The organism is Streptosporangium pseudovulgare (genome assembly GCF_014648055.1).
GTDB lineage: Bacteria > Actinomycetota > Actinomycetes > Streptosporangiales > Streptosporangiaceae > Streptosporangium > Streptosporangium pseudovulgare.
This window is the reverse complement of sequence record NZ_BMQJ01000031.1, coordinates 30,044-45,879: the sequence shown is the minus strand read 5'-3', so window position 1 is coordinate 45,879 and position 15,836 is coordinate 30,044. Positions and strand designations below refer to the sequence as shown.

The window sequence follows — 15,836 nt, the reverse complement described above, 5'->3', positions numbered from 1 at the left end:
GCCGGCGGGCCGCGTCCGGAGCGGCCCGCCGCCCCTTTCCGGTTAAGACCACAGAGTGAGGGCAGGGCACTGGAGAGCCATCTGTTGAAGGAGGAACCGTGGAGGCCACGATCTCGCTGCGCCTGCCGCGTGACGCCGCGAGCGTCCCGGTGATCAGGCAGCTTCTGGACGCCTCGCTCGGCGCCCTGGGAGTGGAGCCGCAGATCCGGGACGACATCCAGCTCATGCTCTCGGAGGCGTGCTCCAACGTCATACAGCACGCCGAGCCGAGCGACGACTACATGGTGAGCACCGAACTGATCCGTGACAGGTGCGTCATCAAGGTGGTGGACGCGGGCAACGGTTTCGACTCCTCCATGACGCGCGTCCCCTCCCCCACCTCCGAGCACGGCCGCGGGCTGCTCATCATGCAGGCGCTGGCCGACGACGTCAGGTTCGTCACCCGGCCCGAGCGGGGGTCGATCGTCTGCCTGGAGAAGACCCTGCGGTTCGTGGACGACGCCCCCGGGCGCTCACTCCTGCTCGACGAGGAGCTTGAGCTCGGACAGGGAATCCCGGAGGTAGTCGGTGACCAGCCAGACGTCGGGGACCATCTCCCGGCAGGCGATCACGCCGACGTCAAGTGAGCCGTCGTAGGAGAAGACGGTGATGTTCAGGCCGCCGCTCACGTCGGTGATCACCGACACGGGGTGGTAGGCGAGCAGCCGGACGCCGCTCACGTACAGCGGCAGCTGCGGGCCGGGGACGTTGGAGATCAGCACGTTGATCGGGCCCGCGGTACCGGCCAGCAGGTTGAAGGCCGCGCGGGCGGCCAGACCGGTCAGCGCCGACGGCATCATGTCGCTGACCTCCTGGATCCAGCGGGCCGGGGCGAGCGACGCGCGGTCCTTGATCAGGGACATCGCGTCGTGCACGGCCGTCAGCCGCTCCACCGGGTCGGCGACCTGCGTGGCGAGCGTGGTGATCATCAGGGTGACCTGGTTGCCGGCGCCGGCGCCCTCGGGGACCCGCAGCGAGAACGGCACCCCGGCCACCAGCGGCTGGTCCGGGAGCGCGTCGTGCTTGATCAGCCACTGCCGCAGCGCCCCGGCGCAGACGGCCATCACCACGTCGTTCACCGTGACGCCGAAGGCGTTCTTGACCTGCTTGACGTCCGCCAGCGGCAGGGCGGTGAAGGCGAACCTGCGGTGCGCGGTGATCCGCCCGCTGAACGGCGTGCGGGGGGCGGTGAGGCGGGGCATGACCGGGGTCTCGGGCTCCCCGGACAGGCGGCGGGCCAGGTCGCGGGTGACACGGGAGATCGGCCGGGCCCCCGGCAGCTGGGACAGCACGGGGATCTCGTCGAGGTGCGGGACCGCGTTGACGAGGAACCGCACGGTGTTCGCCGGGTTGAGGACGACGCCCGCCACCCCCCTGGCGATCATCTCCGCGGTGTCGACGCCGCCGTCCGGCACCGGCTCGGGCACCGCCGGGACCTCGGCGGGATCGGGTGAGGTGTCCAGGAGCGCGGCGAGGACGTCGGCGCCGGTGACGCCGTCGATCGCGGCGTGGTGGACCTTCATGTACAGGGCCGTCCGGCCACCCGCCAGGCCGTGGATGAGGTACATCTCCCACAGCGGGCGGGCGCGGTCCAGCGGGCGGGCGTGCAGCCGCGCCACCTGGTCGCCGAGCTGCTCGTCGCCGCCCGGCGCGGGCAGCGCGATCTCGCGCACGTGGTAGTCGAGGTCGACCCGGGTGTCGTCGGCCCAGTAGGGGCGGTCCAGGCCCAGCGGCACCGTGACGAGCCTGCGCCGGAACGGCGGGGCGAGGTGGAGCCGCCGGGCGAGCAGGGAGAGCAGGTCGGCGCGGGTCAGCTCACCCGCCAGGATGGCCAGGCCGGCGATGTTCGCGACGTTCGTCGGCGTCTCGAAGTTCAGGAACTGCGCGTCCACCGGGTTGAGCTGCCGCATCTCCTACCTCCCTGGTCCCCTGTCACCATCCTGCTCCCATACGGTCGCCAGGGCCAGCACCGCGAGGCCGGCGAGCAGGACCACCGAGGCGAGCAGGAGCGCCAGCCAGACGAGCGCGAAGACGACCATGAGGGTGACGAAGTCGCTGATCAACTGCAGCACCCGCGGAACCGTGCCCGGATCCGCCCGGCGCCACACCGCGGCGCGGCGGGTGGGCCGGGGCGGGAGAGGGAGTTCTCACCCGGAGGTTCCATCTCCGGGCCCGCGGCGCGGCCGGCGCGGTCAGTGCGGCCGGTACGGCCGGCGCGGCCGGCGCAGTCGGTGCGGCCGGTACGGTCGCCTCTCGGTGATCAGGAAAATTAATATTGTTGACCGATATACCTGAAAAGCAGCGTGAATATCGGAAGAATCTATGCCGAGGGATGGCGGCCCTCGGTGCCGGCCGTACCGCCGGCCGTATCACCGAGCCGTCCCTCGCGGTCCTCCCGGAAGGCCGCGGCACGCCGCCGCGGCCGTCCCACGATCCCGGACCGGCCCGCTCGACCCCCTGGGGCTCGTCCCCTGGCGGGCCGGTCCGCCCTTCTCCCACGGCGCCGCGGATCGCGAACGGCCGTCCGGCCGCACCGGCGGGGTCCGCACCCTGGATCCGGCTCCCCCCGCGCGGCGCCGCGGTCAGCCGATCCAGACGGCCTTGAGGTTGCAGAACTCGCGGATGCCGTGCGCGGACAGCTCCCGGCCGTACCCGGAGTTCTTGACGCCGCCGAAGGGCAGCTCCGGGTAGGAGGTGACCATGCCGTTGACGAAGACCGCCCCGGCCGCGAGGTCGGTGACGAAACGGTCCTGCTCGGCGGAGTCGGTGGTCCAGGCGTTGGCGCCGAGACCGAAGTCGGTCACGTTGGCCAGCTCGATCGCCTCGTCGACGTCGGCGACCCGGTACAGCGCCGCCACCGGGCCGAACACCTCCTCGGAGAACATCCGCATCTCCGGGGTGACGCCGGCGACCACCGTCGGCTGGTAGAACCAGCCCGGCCGGTCGGGGATGTAGCCCCCGCACAGCACCCGCGCCCCGCGCCCGACCGCGTCGGCCACCAGCATCTCCACGTCGTCACGGCCCTGCTCGGTGGCGAGCGGCCCCACGTCGGTCCCCTCCTCCATCGGGTCGCCGACCCGCAGGGCCTCCATCCGCGCCACGAAGCGTTCGGCGAAGGCGTCGTGGACGTCGGCGTGCACGATGAACCGCTTGGCCGCGATGCAGGACTGGCCGTTGTTCTGCACCCGCGAGGTGATCGCGGTGGACACGGCGGCGTCGAGGTCGGCGGAGGGCATCACGACGTAGGGGTCGGAGCCGCCCAGTTCCAGGACGGTCTTCTTTATCTCCCCGCCGGCGACGGAGGCGACCGACCGGCCGGCCGGCTCGGAGCCGGTCAGGGTCGCCGCCGCCACCCGCCGGTCCCGCAGCACCCGCTCGACCTGGTCGGAACCGATCAGCAGGGTCTGGAAGCAGCCCCGGGGGAAGCCCGCCCTGGCGAACAGCTCCCCGAGGTAGAGGGCGGTCTGCGGCACGTTCGAGGCATGCTTGAGCAACCCCACGTTGCCCGCCATCAGCGCGGGCGCGGCGAAGCGGATCGCCTGCCACAGGGGGAAGTTCCACGGCATCACCGCCAGGACCGGCCCGAGCGGCTGGTAGCGCGAGTACGCCCGCCGCGCCCCCACGGCCGGGGCGTCCGCCGGCTCGTCGGCCAGGAACTCCTCGGCGCGCTCGGCGTAGTAGCGCATCCCCTTGACGCACTTGGCCACCTCGGCGCGGGCGGCGACCAGCGTCTTGCCCATCTCGGTGGTCATGAGCCGGGCCACGTCCTCCTGCTCGGACGAGAGGAGGTCGGCGGCGGCGCGCATCCACTCGGACCGCTGCTTGAAACCGGTCGTCCGGTAGGTGGCGAACTCGGCGGCGGCGAGCGCGAGGCGCTCCTCCACCTCCTCGTCGCCGAGCGGCTCGAAGGTCTTCAGGGTCTCGCCCGTGGCCGGGTTGATCGTCGCGATCGGCATCGGTACCTCCTTCTCGGCCGCCGCCGTCCCGGGCGACGTCGGGCGGTCGGCGATGGTGGGCAGGGAACTGGACAGGGAAGACCTATCCGCTCAGGACCGGGGGAAACGGGACGGCCGGACCGGGGCCCGGCGATGTTTGGGAGCGCCGTAACGGGTACGGCCCCTTTCGTGACATCCCCGTTCCGAACGACCCGCGGCATCGCGCCGCGTTTTCCCTGACCGAGACGGACGTCTCGTGGATCTTCACACTGGAGGATGCAGATGAGCGCCGAACGTGGCAGCGCCAAGCACGGTCCGCAGATGGACGAGTACCAGAAGCACGAGAGCGAGGGCGCGATCCGCGGTGGCGGCCCCACCCACGCGGAGGAGTGGGCCGACCCGGAGGGCATCCGGGCCGCCGACGACGACGCCGCGCCCAGGAGCTACCCGCCGGGGCACGAGCCCGGCGCCGCCGAGGGGATCAGCGCCGAGGGCGTGGACCGGCGCAGCGACATGGCGCGGTGGCTGACCGACGCCGAGTGGCCGGCCGACCGCGACGCGCTGCTGGCGCACGCCGACGCCAAGGCGGTCCCCGACGGCGTGGTCGCCGTGCTGCGGGCCCTGCCCGCCGGGGAGAAGTTCCGCAACATCGGTGACGTGGCCAGGGCCGCCGGTCTGGGCGGCGAGGAGCACCGCTTCTAGACGGCGGCCCGCCGCCCGCCCCGCGGACGGCCCGTGCCCACCGGTCCCGACGAGACGGCCGCCGGGCGCGGGCCGTCCGCGTGTCCGGGGTCCCGGCCGCCCGCGCGCACCGGGCCCGGATCACCCGCGTGCGCGGAGCCGGACACCGTACGGCGGCCGGCAGACAGGCGGGGGAAACCGGATCACCCGCGTGCGCGGAGCCGGAACCACGACGCGGCCGTACCGCCGGAGACCCGGGCCGTTCGTGCGCCGTACCGCCCCGCCGGGTCATGGAGCCGGGTGCGGCGACGGGTGAGAGAGCGCTCTCTCGTTCCTCTTGACCCGGCCGCCGCCGGACGTCACGATCGGCGCAACGCCCCCGTGAGGGGGCGGGCGACCCCCGCGCCTCGAGAACGGACTCCCCATGGCCCGACGCTCCCCCCTCATGCCGCGCCACAGGAAACGGTCATCGGCGCTGATAGCAGCCCTCACCCTGCTGGCCGCGGGGATGGCGGGGATCCCGGCGGCCGACGCCCGGGCCGGGCATGGCAAGGACCGGCCGGTGATCGGCAAGCCCGCCCTGGACGCCCATGGCTGCGCCCGCACCGAGAAGCGGCTGGAAACGCTCTCCGACTGGCCCCGGGTGGAGAGCCGTATCAGGCGCAACCCGGCCGACGAGAAGCGGATCGCGAAGATCGTCGCGGGCATGACCCTGGCCGAGAAGGTCGGCCAGATGACCCAGCCGGAGATCAACGCGATCACTCCCGCCGAGGTCCGCGAGTACGCCATCGGCTCGGTGCTCAACGGCGGCGGCTCGTGGCCCGGCCGCGACAAGCACGCCGCGCCGCGCGCCTGGCTCGACCTGGCCGACGCCTACTGGGAGGCGTCCACCACCAGCCGGACGAAGATCCCGGTCATCTGGGGCATCGACGCCGTCCACGGCAACAACAACGTCCACGGCGCGACGATCTTCCCGCACAACATCGGCCTGGGCGCGGCGCACGACCCCTGCCTGATCCGTGACATCGGCGCGGCCACGGCCGGGCAGATCCGGGCCACCGGCCAGGACTGGGCGTTCGCGCCCACGCTCGCCGTCGTCCGGGACGACCGGTGGGGCCGCACCTACGAGGGCTTCTCCGAGGACCCCCGGATCACCCGCGCCTACGGCTACGAGGCCGTCCGGGGGCTGCAGGGCGGGCACCCGCGCGGCATCGGCGCGGACGGCGTCATCGCGACCGCCAAGCACTTCATCGGTGACGGCGGCACCCTCAAGGGCACCGACCAGGGGGTCAACCCCTCCTCCGAGGCCGAGATGATCAACATCCACGGGCAGGGCTACTATGGCGCGCTCGCGGCCGGCGCGCAGACCGTGATGGCGTCCTTCAACAGCTGGGCCAACGCCGACCTCGGCATCGACGAGGGCAAGGTGCACGGCAGCAAGCGCGTCCTCACCGACATCCTCAAGGGGAAGATGGGCTTCGACGGCGTCGTCGTCTCCGACTGGAACGGCATCGGCCAGGTCGCGGGCTGCACCAACTCCAGCTGCCCGCGGGCGATCAACGCCGGGGTCGACGTGGTGATGGTGCCCGACGACTGGAAGGCGTTCATCGCCACGACGGTCGGGCAGGTCGAGAGCGGCGAGATCCCGATGGCGCGGATCGACGACGCGGTCACCCGCATCCTGCGGGTGAAGCTGCGCGCCGGCGTGTTCGACGCGCCCAAGCCGTCGCTGCGGGCCCGCGCCGGGTCGGCCGCCGCGCTGGAGGCGCGTGAGCTGGCCCGGCGGGCGGTCCGCGAGTCGCAGGTCCTGCTCAAGAACAACGGCGGGCTGCTGCCCCTCCCGGCCCGCTCGAAGGTGCTCGTGGTCGGCAAGAGCGCCGACAGCCTGCCGAACCAGACCGGCGGCTGGAGCCTCACCTGGCAGGGCACCGGCAACGTCAACGCCGACTTCCCCAGCGGCACCACGATCCTCGGCGGCCTGCGCGAGGCGCTGGGCGCGGCGAACGTCACCTTCGACGAGACCGGCGGGGGCGCCGACCCGTCGGCGTACGACGCGGTCATCGCGGTGATCGGCGAGACGCCGTACGCCGAGGGCGTCGGCGACCTCGGGCGGCGCTCGCTGGAGGCGGCCCGGCTGTACCCCGGTGACCTGGCCGTCCTCGACCGGGTCCGCGGCATGGGCGCGCCCGTGGCCACCGTGTACGTGGGCGGACGTCCCCTGTGGATGAACAAGGAACTGAACCGCTCCGACGCCTTCGTCGCCGCCTGGCTGCCGGGTACCGAGGGCGGCGGCGTGGCGGACCTGCTCGTACGGGGACGCCGGCACGGCGCCGGCTACACCGGCACGCTGCCGTACTCCTGGCCGAAGAGCGCCTGCCAGACGCCACTCAACGCGGGCGACAAGGACTACGACCCGCTCTTCCCGCTCGGGTACGGCCTGCGCGACGGGCGGTCCCGGCCGGTCGGGACGCTCGACGAGACCTCGCCGCCGTCCGGCTGCGGCACGAACGAGGGCGGCGGCCAGGCGACCGAGGATCTGGAGGTCTTCAACCGCACGGACGTCGCGCCGTACAGGAGCTTCATCGGATCCGGCGACGACTGGGGCGGCACCGAGATCGGCGAGGACGGCGAGGCGGCGCACTCGGTCATCGGCGTGACGCGCTCCGACGTCAACGTGCAGCAGGACGCCCTCAAGGTCACCTGGAGCGGCGGCGGGCCGGCCCAGGTGTACATGCAGAACCCGGCGGGCGGCGCGGACCTGCGGGGCTACCTGAACTCCGGCGCGGCGCTGGTCTTCGACACCGTGGTCCACCAGGCCCCGGCCGCGCGGACGGTGATCGGCGTCCACTGCGGCTACCCGTGCCTGTCGGAGGTGGTGGCGACGTCACTGTTCCGCGGGCTTCCCGCCGGGAGCAGGGCGACGGTGAAGATCCCGATCTCGTGCTTCGCGGACGCCGGCCTCGACCTGGAGAAGGTCAACACGCCGTTCCTCGTCTACACCGAGGGCGCGTTCTCCGCGTCGTTCGCGAACGTCCGGTGGGTGCCGCACGCGGCCGAGGACGCCGACGCCGTGGCCTGCGGCGACCTCACCTAGCCGGCGTACCGCGCCGCGGTGACCTCACCTAGCCGGCGTACCGCGCCGCGGTGACCTCACCTAGCCGGCGTACCGCGCCGCGGTGACCTCGCCTGCCGGCGTGGTGCGCCGCGGTGATCTCATCCGGCGGCCTCCGCCCGGCCGGTGGGCCCCGCGTCGGGGGCCCACCGGCCGGGAACGGGGACCGGGGGCACGACCGGAGACCGGGTTCCGTTCCGCGGATCGTCCCGCCCGCCGCGGCCGGTCAGGCGGAGACCCGCGGAACGGAACCCGGATCAGCGCCGTGCCCCGGAGGAGCGCAGCAGCCTGGTCACGAACGTGACCACCACGGCCACCAGGCCGATGATCAGCGCCCACTTGACCAGTCCGACGAGGAAGCCCAGGATCGAGCCGAGCAGGAAGAAGGCGAGCACCACGGCCGCCACGATCAGGAGGATTCGTCCCATGGCCCCCACGCTACGCCGGGACACCGGCCCGCGGCGGGTCCGGACGCCGATGTCAGGGACGAGCCAGGGTTTCCCCTCACCTCGTGATCCGTGGTCCGGGGCCTTCCCCTGAGGACCGGGGCCCGTGCCCCGCGTACGGCGACCGCCGCGGAGCCGCCCGGCTCCCCTGCCCCGGGCCGGAGCGGGGCACGAGGAGCAGGGGCGTCAGGGGGAACGGGTGAGGGCGAAGGCGACGGCGAGGGCCCCGGCGGCGCCGAGCACGACGGCCACGGCCGGGGACGGCCCGGCGGGCAGGGCGACCAGCGCGGCGAGGGCCGCGCAGACGGCGGCCGACGCGGCCAGTACTCCCCCGGTACGGCCGGCCCAGGCGGTCAGCAGCGGCACCGGGAGCCGGGCGCGCACCGGTACGTGGGCCGCCAGGGCGGCCATGGCGTGGTGGACGTACAGCACCGACCCGATGGCCAGGGCCGTGAGCGGCGACGGGTCGTGGCCGTAGGCGACGGTGGTCACCAGCCAGGCCCCGACCGTCGTGACCTCCAGCGCGAGCACCCACACCCCCTCCGGCTCGGCGGCGGCCAGCAGGCCCAGCAGGGCGGCGAACAGCGGCATCACGGCCCCGGCGCGGTAGTCCGGCGGCATCGCCGCGAGCAGCGCCGCCGTCCCGCAGGCCCAGACCAGGAACCGCCAGACCAGGGAAGGCAGCGCGGCCGCCATCGCCCGGGGCGGCGCGGCCATCACCGCCCGGGGCGGCGCACCCGTCGCCGCACGGCGGTCCGGGCCTCCGGAGCGCGGTTCCGCCCGTCCGGGTCCGGGACGCCCGGCGGGACGCGGGCCGCTCATCGGCGCGCCGCCGCGATCCGGGCGACGTCCCGCAGGACCGCGTCCAGGCTGCCCGCGCCGTGCCACGCCTCGACCGGGACCCCGGCCTCGCGCAGCCGCCCGACGGTGTTCTCCCGCTCCAGGCGCCAGAGCCGTTCGGCGACGTCCGACCACTCTCCCGTGGCCCGGCGGCGCAGCCCGGGCGGCAGGGTGTCCACCGCGACCAGGGGGCGGCGGGCGCGGGCCAGCGCGGCCAGGGCGGCGGCGCTGCGGGAGTCCAGGAGCGGGGTCAGCATGACGACCAGGGCGTTCGGCGGCAGCCCGGCCACCGGCGGCCGGTCTCCGTGCGTCTCCCGGCCCTCGGGCATGGGCCTGGTCTCGGCCAGCCAGGCGAGCTGGGCCAGGTGGTGGCGCCGCCCGGTGCCGGGGCGCAGCCGCCGCATCCGGGGCCCGAACTCCATCAGCCAGACCCGGTCGCCCTGCCGGACGTGGTGCTCGGCGATCGCGGCGGCGGCCCGGACGGCGGTGTCCAGCACGCTCGGCACGCCGTACTCCTCGCCGCCCGCCTCGTGCAGGACGTCCAGCAGCAGCACGATCTCGGCGTCGCGCTCCGGCCGGGTGGCGCCGACGTACGGCTCGCCGGTCCGCAGGGTCGTCCGCCAGTCGATGCGGCGCGGCCGGTCGCCGGGCCCGTAGGGGCGCACCCCGGCCAGCTCCCCGCCCTCGCCGAAGCGGTGGGAGCGGTGCACGCCCGACATCCCGCCGGGGCGGGGCACCGGGGCGCGCGAGGTGAACGGCCCGGCCAGCGGCAGAACCCGCATGTCGGCCGCGGGCAGGGTCAGCGCGGGGAACGCCAGCAGGCCGTCGCAGGCGACCGCGCGGACCCGCACCGGCCCCAGCGGGTGGACGCCCCAGCGGTGCGCCGTACCGGTGATCTCCACCGTGGCGGGCGGCGCCGCGACGTGGTGGCCCGCCGCCAGGCCCAGCGTGGGAGAGGCGGCGGGGCTGACCACGCACAGCGTCGCGCCTTCGGCCTCCACGGCGACCGCGGCCTCGACGGCGTCGCCCTCGACCGCGTCGGCGACGCCGCCGGTAACGTCGGCGCCGCCCAGGCGCAGGGCGGCACGCGGCGGACCGCCGGGGCGGGCGCGCAGCGTCCAGACGGTGCCCAGCGCGAACGGCACGGCCATCGCCAGCAGGTCCGGCCGGCCGAGCCCGACCGCGAGCAGGCACAGGCCGCAGCCGAACACGGCGGCGCGGCGCAGCGCCGCGGTGGGCGCCCAGCCGGCGGCCGGTCCGCCCGGATCCGCCGGCGCGGGGACCAGGCGGGCATCGGATTCCACGGAATCGGCCCGTACGGCGGCGGCCCACGCGGGCGGCGGTCCGGGAATCGGCGCGGCGGCCCGTTCGGGGGTCCCGCGACGCGCGCGCATCACGTGCCGCCGGTGTAGGCGGGCAGCTGCCCCGACAGCGGCGCCGGGGTGCGGGCGCAGATCTCCTCGATGACCGAGACGGGGTCGACGCGGCGCAGCCAGGTCTCCGGGCGCAGCCCGATCCGGTGGGACAGCGCGGCCGGGGCGACGCGCTTGACGTCCTCGGGGACCACGTAGTCGCGGCCGTCCAGGACCGCGCGAGCGCGGGCGGTCAGCAGCAGGGCGAGCGAGCCGCGCGGGGACGCGCCGACCTGGAGCTGGGGGTGCTCGCGGGTCGCGGCGACCAGCGCGACCATGTAGCGGCCCACCGAGTCCTCCACGGCGACGTCCTCCAGCGCCCGCTGCATCTCGCCGAGCGTCGCGGCGTCCACCACGGGTTCCAGCACGGTCTCCTCCCTGCGGCGGGCCATCCGCCGTCCCAGCATCGTCCACTCCTCCTCCGGGGAGGGGTAACCGAAGGACACCCGCAGCAGGAACCGGTCGAGCTGGGCCTCCGGCAGCGGGTAGGTGCCCTCGTACTCGATCGGGTTGGCGGTGGCCAGGACGTGGAACGGCGCCCGCAGCGGGTGGGTGACGCCCTCGACGCTGACCTGGCGCTCCTGCATGGCCTCCAGCAGCGCCGCCTGGGTCTTGGGCGGGGTGCGGTTGATCTCGTCGGCCAGCAGTAGCTGGGTGAAGACCGGGCCGGGCCGGAAGACGAAGTCGCCCTCGCGCTGGTTGTACAGGAACGACCCGGTCACGTCGGCGGGCAGCAGGTCGGGGGTGAACTGCAGGCGGGTGAAGTCCAGGCCCAGGGTCTGGGCGAAGCAGCGGGCGGCGAGGGTCTTGGCCAGGCCGGGGAAGTCCTCGATCAGCACGTGGCCGCCGGCCAGGATCCCGGCGAGCACCAGCTCCAGGGCGTCGCGTTTGCCGACCACGACGGTGCCGACCCTGTCGAGCACCTCGCGGGCGCGCGCGCCGACGTCGGCGAGCTCCATCTATATCTCCTCGATGCGCGTGAGCAGGCGGGCCAGCTCGGCGCGGGTAGGGACCGCCGTCACGGGGGCGGTGAGCAGTTCGTACAGGTCGGGGCCGAGGATCTCCTCGGCGCGGCCGGGGCCCGCCAGGCCGTGGCGGCGGCGGAGCCGTTCGGCGGCGATCTCGGCCAGGCGCGGCTGGACCAGCGTGCGGAACCGCTGCGGGTCGTCCCGGGCGGAGGCGAGCCGGCGCTCCCACCAGCGGGCCGTGGCGAACGCCCGGTCGGACGTCTCGGGGCCGTCGGACGCCGGGGGCGGCGCGGGGGGCTCGGGCGGCGGCGCCGGGATCCGGCGGACGATCACCGCGGCCAGCACGGCGGCGGCGGCCAGCACGCCGAGGTGCCACAGCAGGGCCGTCACGACGCCGGCTCCGCGTCCGGCGCGGCGGCGGCCGGCCCGCCGGGGTGCCGCTGCGGGGCCGTCACGACGCCAGCTCCGCGTCCACCTCGGCCAGCGCCGCCCGCGCCTCGGCGCGCAGCGAGCCGGTCACCTCGTGCGGGGCGTAGCGGGCCCGGCGGTAGGCGGCGGCGAGGCGGTTCAGCGCCGGTTCGCCGACCCGGTGACCGGCCAGCAGCCGGGCGACCAGCTCGGCGGGGGTGTCGGCGGCCATGCGCGGGGTGCCCGCGCCGGCGGCGGCGTGTTCCAGGCGCAGCCAGCAGGCGATCACCGCGCGGCGCGGGTCGCCGCCCGCGTCCAGGTCGGCCAGGCCCGCCCGGAGCGCGGCCCGGATCTCGCCGCCGGTGGTGACCGGCGGCTCCTCCCGGGCCGGGGCGGCCTCCGGCGACCCGTACTCCAGGCGGCCGAGCGTCCGGAGGAACGAGACCAGCAGGACGGAGGCGAACGCGGCGCCGAGCACGACCAGCGTCCAGAACGGGACCCCGCCCAGCGTGTCCTCCCCTGTGAGCGGCATGTCACCGGACCCGGGGGCCGGCGACGGACGGGGACGCCCGGTGGGCGGGTCGGGGGCGAGGGACCGCAGGTGGAACGCGGCGCCGGGCCGGATCGCGCTCGCCGAGATCCCGGCGGCGAGCAGGCCCAGCGCCACCAGGGCGAAGGACGCCCATCCGGGCCACCGGAACGGCCTGGACCGCCGGGACCCCGCGAGCCGCGGGGGCCGCCACCCGGGACGGGTCTCCCGGGCGGCGGCCCCCGCGGCCCCGACGGCTCCGGTGTCCGTCGCGCGCGGCCGGGTCACAGGGCGGATCGGCCGCCGGCCAGGGGCAGTCTCACCGAGCTCGCGCCCGGGTCGACCGAGACGGCGGTCCCGGCGGGCAGGCGGAGGGTGAAGTCGTGGTCGGTGGAGATGAGCACGACGCCGATCCGGTGCCCGGCCTTGACGATGTAGTCGTTGGGCTGGAGGTTCAGGTCGAAGTCGTAGAAGCGGCCCTCACGCAGCGGCTCGGTCCGCGCGGCCGAGTGGCGGTTGCGGACGTCGAGCCACCCCCTGGTGATGATCTTGTAGGGGGCGGTCTCCGTGACGTGCCGGGCCAGGCGGGCGCAGCCGGTGTCACCGGGCACGCCCTGGCCGTAGCAGACCGGGGTGGCGTCGTAGGCGACTCGGCCGTAGGCGCGGGCGTCGGTGCCGTAGTCCACGAGCAGCGCCGTCAGGTACGGCGAGCGCCCCTTGGCGTAGGCCGCCCGGACCGACACGGCCGGGGTGCCGGAGATCCGGACGTCCTTGGTCAGGGCGGGCGACAGGTAGGCCAGGCGGTTGGGGTCGGTGGCGGTGACGTCCGCGGCGAGCTGCTCGGCGGTGCGGACGTTCTGGTCGGTGAACGACTCGATCGCGTGGCCGCGCCGCCCCTCGGCGCCCAGGGCGCCGTTGCCGCCGTCCTCTCCGGCCTTCCCGGCGGACAGGCGCAGCGTCACGTCGCGGGTGCCGGGCAGCGGCCAGGAGGCGTACCGCCCCCACTGGCCCGGACCGGACTCCACGTCGGCCTGCGGCTCGTCCATGATGCCGTTGCGCAGGCCGTACAGGTTGAAGTCGAACCAGCGGTGCAGCTGGCGCAGCCACTCGGCGTTGCGGTCGGCGAAGGAGAAGGGGTTGAAGTGGGCCCCCTGGTGCAGCCAGATCTTGCGCGGCACGCCCCGCCTTGCCAGGGCGTCCCACCACCGCACCGCCTGGGAGGTCTTGACGTTCCAGTCGTTGAGGCCGTGGACGAGGAAGACGCTGGCGCGGACCCTGTTCACGTCGCGGAGGTAGTCGCGGGCGGCCCAGAAGGCGGTGTAGTCGCCGGTGACGCGGTCCTGGTCGCGCTCGATCGCGTCCATCAGCCTGCCGCAGGCCTCCTGGCCGTTCTCCCGGGTGAGGACGTAGCGGGCGAGCACGTCGGCGTCCTCGCCCTGGAAGCCGCCGGGGGCGACCACGCCGCCGCCGGAGCGGTAGTAGTCGTACCAGGACGAGATCCCGGCGATCGGCACGATCGTCTTGAGGCCCTTGACGCCGGTGGCGGCCACGGCGTTGGGCAGGGTGCCGTTGTAGGAGACACCGATCATGCCGACGTTCCCGGTGGACCAGGTCGCCCTGACCTCGTTGCCGTCGGCGTCGAAGCCGCGGGCGCGGCCGTTGAGCCAGTCGATGGCGGCCTTGGGGCCGGCGGTCTCGTTGGGCAGGCCGGTCGTCGGGCAGCCGGTCGCGCGGCCCGAGCCGAGGTTCTCCACCAGCGCGACGGCGTAGCCGCGGGGGACGAAGTAGTTGTCGTAGTAACCCGGGAAGGGCGGCTGGTCGGCGCGGGCGGCGCCCTGCCGCTCGTCGAGGCCGAACATCTCGTCGCGCAGCTCGTTGAACTTGTTGCGCCGGTAGTCCATGCCCGCCGGGTCGGAGCCGTCGAGGTCGACGACGTGGTTGGGCACGTCGTTGCCGCCGGCGTAGTAGGGGCTGGCCTCCATGATGACCGGGACCTTCAGCCCGGACTCGGTCTCCTTGGGCCGCATGATGTCGACGGCGACCCGGTCGAGCCGGCCGTCCGCGTCGCTGTCCGTATCCGCGACCTCGACGAACACGGTCTGGGTCACGGCGTCGGCGCGCGAGTACACCGGCTGGGTCTCGTTGTTCTGGATCGGCGCGGCCGCGGATCGCGCGGCCGCCGCGGGCAGCGCGCCGGAGGGTACGGCCACCGCCAGGGCGATCAGGACTGTCTTCCATCTGCGCATCGCAGGAGACTCCGGGGGGTCAGGGAATCAACGACTGCGGTCAATCTCCTGCGAAACAATCTTCCTCTGCAATATCGGGCGGATAACGAATCAGGACGTCACCCCGTGGGGCAGGTGACATCCCGGCCGGAAAGCCGTGTCGGCGAACGGCCCGGGGCTGGAACGGCGCCACAGGCCGGTCGGAGACGGGCGGCGGCGGCCGGGGCGGGAGCGGCGTCAGCGGGTGTTGCGGACCAGGTCCAGGGCATAGCCGTGGAACCAGTCGCCCGCCTTCGGCTCGCCCCGGCCGCACTCGCCGTCGGACTCCCCCGGCCGTTTGACCCACAGCAGGGCGTCCAGCCGTTCGTCCCCGGTCTCGGTGGTCGGCTCCGCGCCGAGTGCCCGGCCCTTCGGGTTGCACCAGGAGTCGCCGCCCTCGCGCAGCGGGCCGTTGCCGTTGCGGGAGGTGTCGATCACGAAGTGTGCCCCGCCGAGGCCGTCGGACAGGCGGCGGGCGGCCTCGGTGCTCTCCTCGGTGGTGAAGAAGTTGCTGACGTTGAAGGCGAAGCCGTCGGCCTCCTCCGCCCCGGCCTCGCGCATCGGCTCGACCCAGGCGGCGGGGTCGGCGATCCACCCGGCGTTGCCCGCGTCGAGGTAGACCCGGATGGCGGGCCGCCGCTTGAGCGTCTGGACGGCCTCGCGGAGCAGGCCGAGCCGTTCGGCGGCCCGGCCGCCCCGGGTGCAGTCGTCCAGGATGTGGGCCAGGGCGTCGGGTTCGACGACGACCCAGGCGGGCCGGTCGCCGATGCCCTCGGCGAACCGGGCGATCCAGGTGCGGTACTCGCCGGCGTCGGCGGCGCCGCCTGCGGAGAACCGCCCGCAGTCACGGTCGGGGATGTGGTAGGCGACCAGGACCGGCATCTGACCCGCCCGCTGCGCCGCGGCGGTGATGTCGCGCACCCGGTCGTGGGGGTCCCGGTCGCCGATCCAGATCGCGGCCGGTCGCTCGGCGATCTTCTTCAGCAGCGCGGCCTCCTCGGTACGGCCCTGCTCGGTGACCCGGCGCAACTCCCTGGCCGCGGCGCCGTCGGCGTCGACGTAGAAGCGCGTCGCGCCGGAGGCGGTCTTCGCCCCGGCGGAGGCGGCGGGCGGGGCCGTAGAGGACTCGGGGTCCCCGGAGCAGGCCGCCACCGCGAGCGCGAACGCCAGCGCCGCGGCGGCGCGGCCGTACCTGTTCATCG

The 15,836-nt window shown here is 74.7% G+C and carries 14 protein-coding genes; 3 read left to right on the top strand and 11 right to left on the bottom strand.

Annotation, left to right across the window (positions count from 1 at the left end; translation table 11 throughout):
• The first annotated feature begins 98 nt into the window (after positions 1-98).
• Positions 99-626 (top strand): ATP-binding protein, encoded by a 528-nt coding sequence (locus IEZ10_RS36165; RefSeq protein ID WP_189251016.1) that lies wholly within the window; start codon positions 99-101, stop codon positions 624-626.
• On the opposite strand, the gene IEZ10_RS36160 is transcribed toward IEZ10_RS36165, so the two are convergent.
• From IEZ10_RS36160 to IEZ10_RS36150, 3 genes are all read right to left on the bottom strand, one after another.
• Positions 513-1,949, bottom strand: coding sequence for a WS/DGAT/MGAT family O-acyltransferase (locus IEZ10_RS36160; RefSeq protein WP_189251015.1), 1,437 nt, complete (start codon positions 1,947-1,949; stop codon positions 513-515). The genes IEZ10_RS36165 and IEZ10_RS36160 overlap by 114 nt on opposite strands.
• 3 nt (positions 1,950-1,952) lie before the next feature.
• Entirely contained in the window at positions 1,953-2,111 is a 159-nt protein-coding gene (locus IEZ10_RS36155; RefSeq protein ID WP_189251014.1) for a hypothetical protein, read from the bottom strand.
• Positions 2,112-2,621: 510 nt separating this feature from the next.
• Entirely contained in the window at positions 2,622-3,995 is a 1,374-nt protein-coding gene (locus tag IEZ10_RS36150; RefSeq protein ID WP_189251013.1) for an NADP-dependent succinic semialdehyde dehydrogenase, read from the bottom strand.
• Between the two features lie 261 nt (positions 3,996-4,256).
• Here IEZ10_RS36150 and IEZ10_RS36145 point away from each other — a divergent pair, with 261 nt between their 5' ends.
• Both IEZ10_RS36145 and IEZ10_RS36140 read left to right on the top strand, forming a co-directional pair.
• Positions 4,257-4,676 (top strand): DUF2795 domain-containing protein, encoded by a 420-nt coding sequence (locus tag IEZ10_RS36145; RefSeq protein WP_189251012.1) that lies wholly within the window; start codon positions 4,257-4,259, stop codon positions 4,674-4,676.
• A gap of 424 nt (positions 4,677-5,100) precedes the next feature.
• Positions 5,101-7,749: a glycoside hydrolase family 3 protein gene (locus tag IEZ10_RS36140; RefSeq protein ID WP_189251011.1), complete on the top strand. Its 2,649-nt coding sequence runs from the start codon at positions 5,101-5,103 to the stop codon at positions 7,747-7,749.
• Positions 7,750-8,024: 275 nt separating this feature from the next.
• Here the strand turns inward: IEZ10_RS36140 and IEZ10_RS36135 are convergent, their stop codons facing one another.
• The 8 genes from IEZ10_RS36135 to IEZ10_RS36100 all read right to left on the bottom strand — a co-directional run bounded on the left by IEZ10_RS36135 (position 8,025) and on the right by IEZ10_RS36100 (position 15,834).
• Positions 8,025-8,195, bottom strand: coding sequence for a hypothetical protein (locus tag IEZ10_RS36135; RefSeq protein ID WP_179817711.1), 171 nt, complete (start codon positions 8,193-8,195; stop codon positions 8,025-8,027).
• 204 nt (positions 8,196-8,399) lie between these two features.
• The gene (locus tag IEZ10_RS36130; protein ID WP_189251010.1) at positions 8,400-8,930 is read right to left on the bottom strand and encodes a hypothetical protein; all 531 of its coding nucleotides are present in this window, start codon (positions 8,928-8,930) and stop codon (positions 8,400-8,402) included.
• Positions 8,931-9,031: 101 nt separating this feature from the next.
• Positions 9,032-10,357, bottom strand: a complete 1,326-nt coding sequence (locus IEZ10_RS36125) for a DUF58 domain-containing protein (protein WP_229812010.1) — start codon at positions 10,355-10,357, stop codon at positions 9,032-9,034.
• Between the two features lie 89 nt (positions 10,358-10,446).
• Positions 10,447-11,424, bottom strand: a complete 978-nt coding sequence (locus tag IEZ10_RS36120; protein WP_189251009.1) for an AAA family ATPase — start codon at positions 11,422-11,424, stop codon at positions 10,447-10,449.
• Positions 11,425-11,823, bottom strand: coding sequence for a hypothetical protein (locus IEZ10_RS36115; RefSeq protein WP_189251008.1), 399 nt, complete (start codon positions 11,821-11,823; stop codon positions 11,425-11,427).
• A gap of 61 nt (positions 11,824-11,884) precedes the next feature.
• The gene (locus IEZ10_RS36110; protein WP_189251007.1) at positions 11,885-12,658 is read right to left on the bottom strand and encodes a DUF4129 domain-containing protein; all 774 of its coding nucleotides are present in this window, start codon (positions 12,656-12,658) and stop codon (positions 11,885-11,887) included.
• The gene (locus IEZ10_RS36105) at positions 12,655-14,616 is read right to left on the bottom strand and encodes a Xaa-Pro dipeptidyl-peptidase (protein WP_189251006.1); all 1,962 of its coding nucleotides are present in this window, start codon (positions 14,614-14,616) and stop codon (positions 12,655-12,657) included. Before IEZ10_RS36105 ends, IEZ10_RS36110 begins: the two co-directional genes overlap by 4 nt.
• Before the next feature lie 216 nt (positions 14,617-14,832).
• Positions 14,833-15,834 (bottom strand): glycoside hydrolase family 6 protein, encoded by a 1,002-nt coding sequence (locus tag IEZ10_RS36100; protein WP_189251005.1) that lies wholly within the window; start codon positions 15,832-15,834, stop codon positions 14,833-14,835.
• Between the last annotated feature and the right edge of the window lie 2 nt (positions 15,835-15,836).

What these genes read in the sequence shown, in the direction of transcription:
- IEZ10_RS36135 (WP_179817711.1), bottom strand. Translation starts at nt 8,195, where the DNA reads ATGGGACGAATCCTCCTGATCGTGGCGGCCGTGGTGCTCGCCTTCTTC.
- IEZ10_RS36105 (WP_189251006.1), bottom strand. Translation starts at nt 14,616, where the DNA reads ATGCGCAGATGGAAGACAGTCCTGATCGCCCTGGCGGTGGCCGTACCC.
- IEZ10_RS36140 (WP_189251011.1), top strand. Translation starts at nt 5,101, where the DNA reads ATGCCGCGCCACAGGAAACGGTCATCGGCGCTGATAGCAGCCCTCACC.
- IEZ10_RS36100 (WP_189251005.1), bottom strand. Translation starts at nt 15,834, where the DNA reads ATGAACAGGTACGGCCGCGCCGCCGCGGCGCTGGCGTTCGCGCTCGCG.
- IEZ10_RS36160 (WP_189251015.1), bottom strand. Translation starts at nt 1,949, where the DNA reads ATGCGGCAGCTCAACCCGGTGGACGCGCAGTTCCTGAACTTCGAGACG.
- IEZ10_RS36145 (WP_189251012.1), top strand. Translation starts at nt 4,257, where the DNA reads ATGAGCGCCGAACGTGGCAGCGCCAAGCACGGTCCGCAGATGGACGAG.
- IEZ10_RS36120 (WP_189251009.1), bottom strand. Translation starts at nt 11,424, where the DNA reads ATGGAGCTCGCCGACGTCGGCGCGCGCGCCCGCGAGGTGCTCGACAGG.
- IEZ10_RS36130 (WP_189251010.1), bottom strand. Translation starts at nt 8,930, where the DNA reads ATGGCCGCGCCGCCCCGGGCGATGGCGGCCGCGCTGCCTTCCCTGGTC.
- IEZ10_RS36150 (WP_189251013.1), bottom strand. Translation starts at nt 3,995, where the DNA reads ATGCCGATCGCGACGATCAACCCGGCCACGGGCGAGACCCTGAAGACC.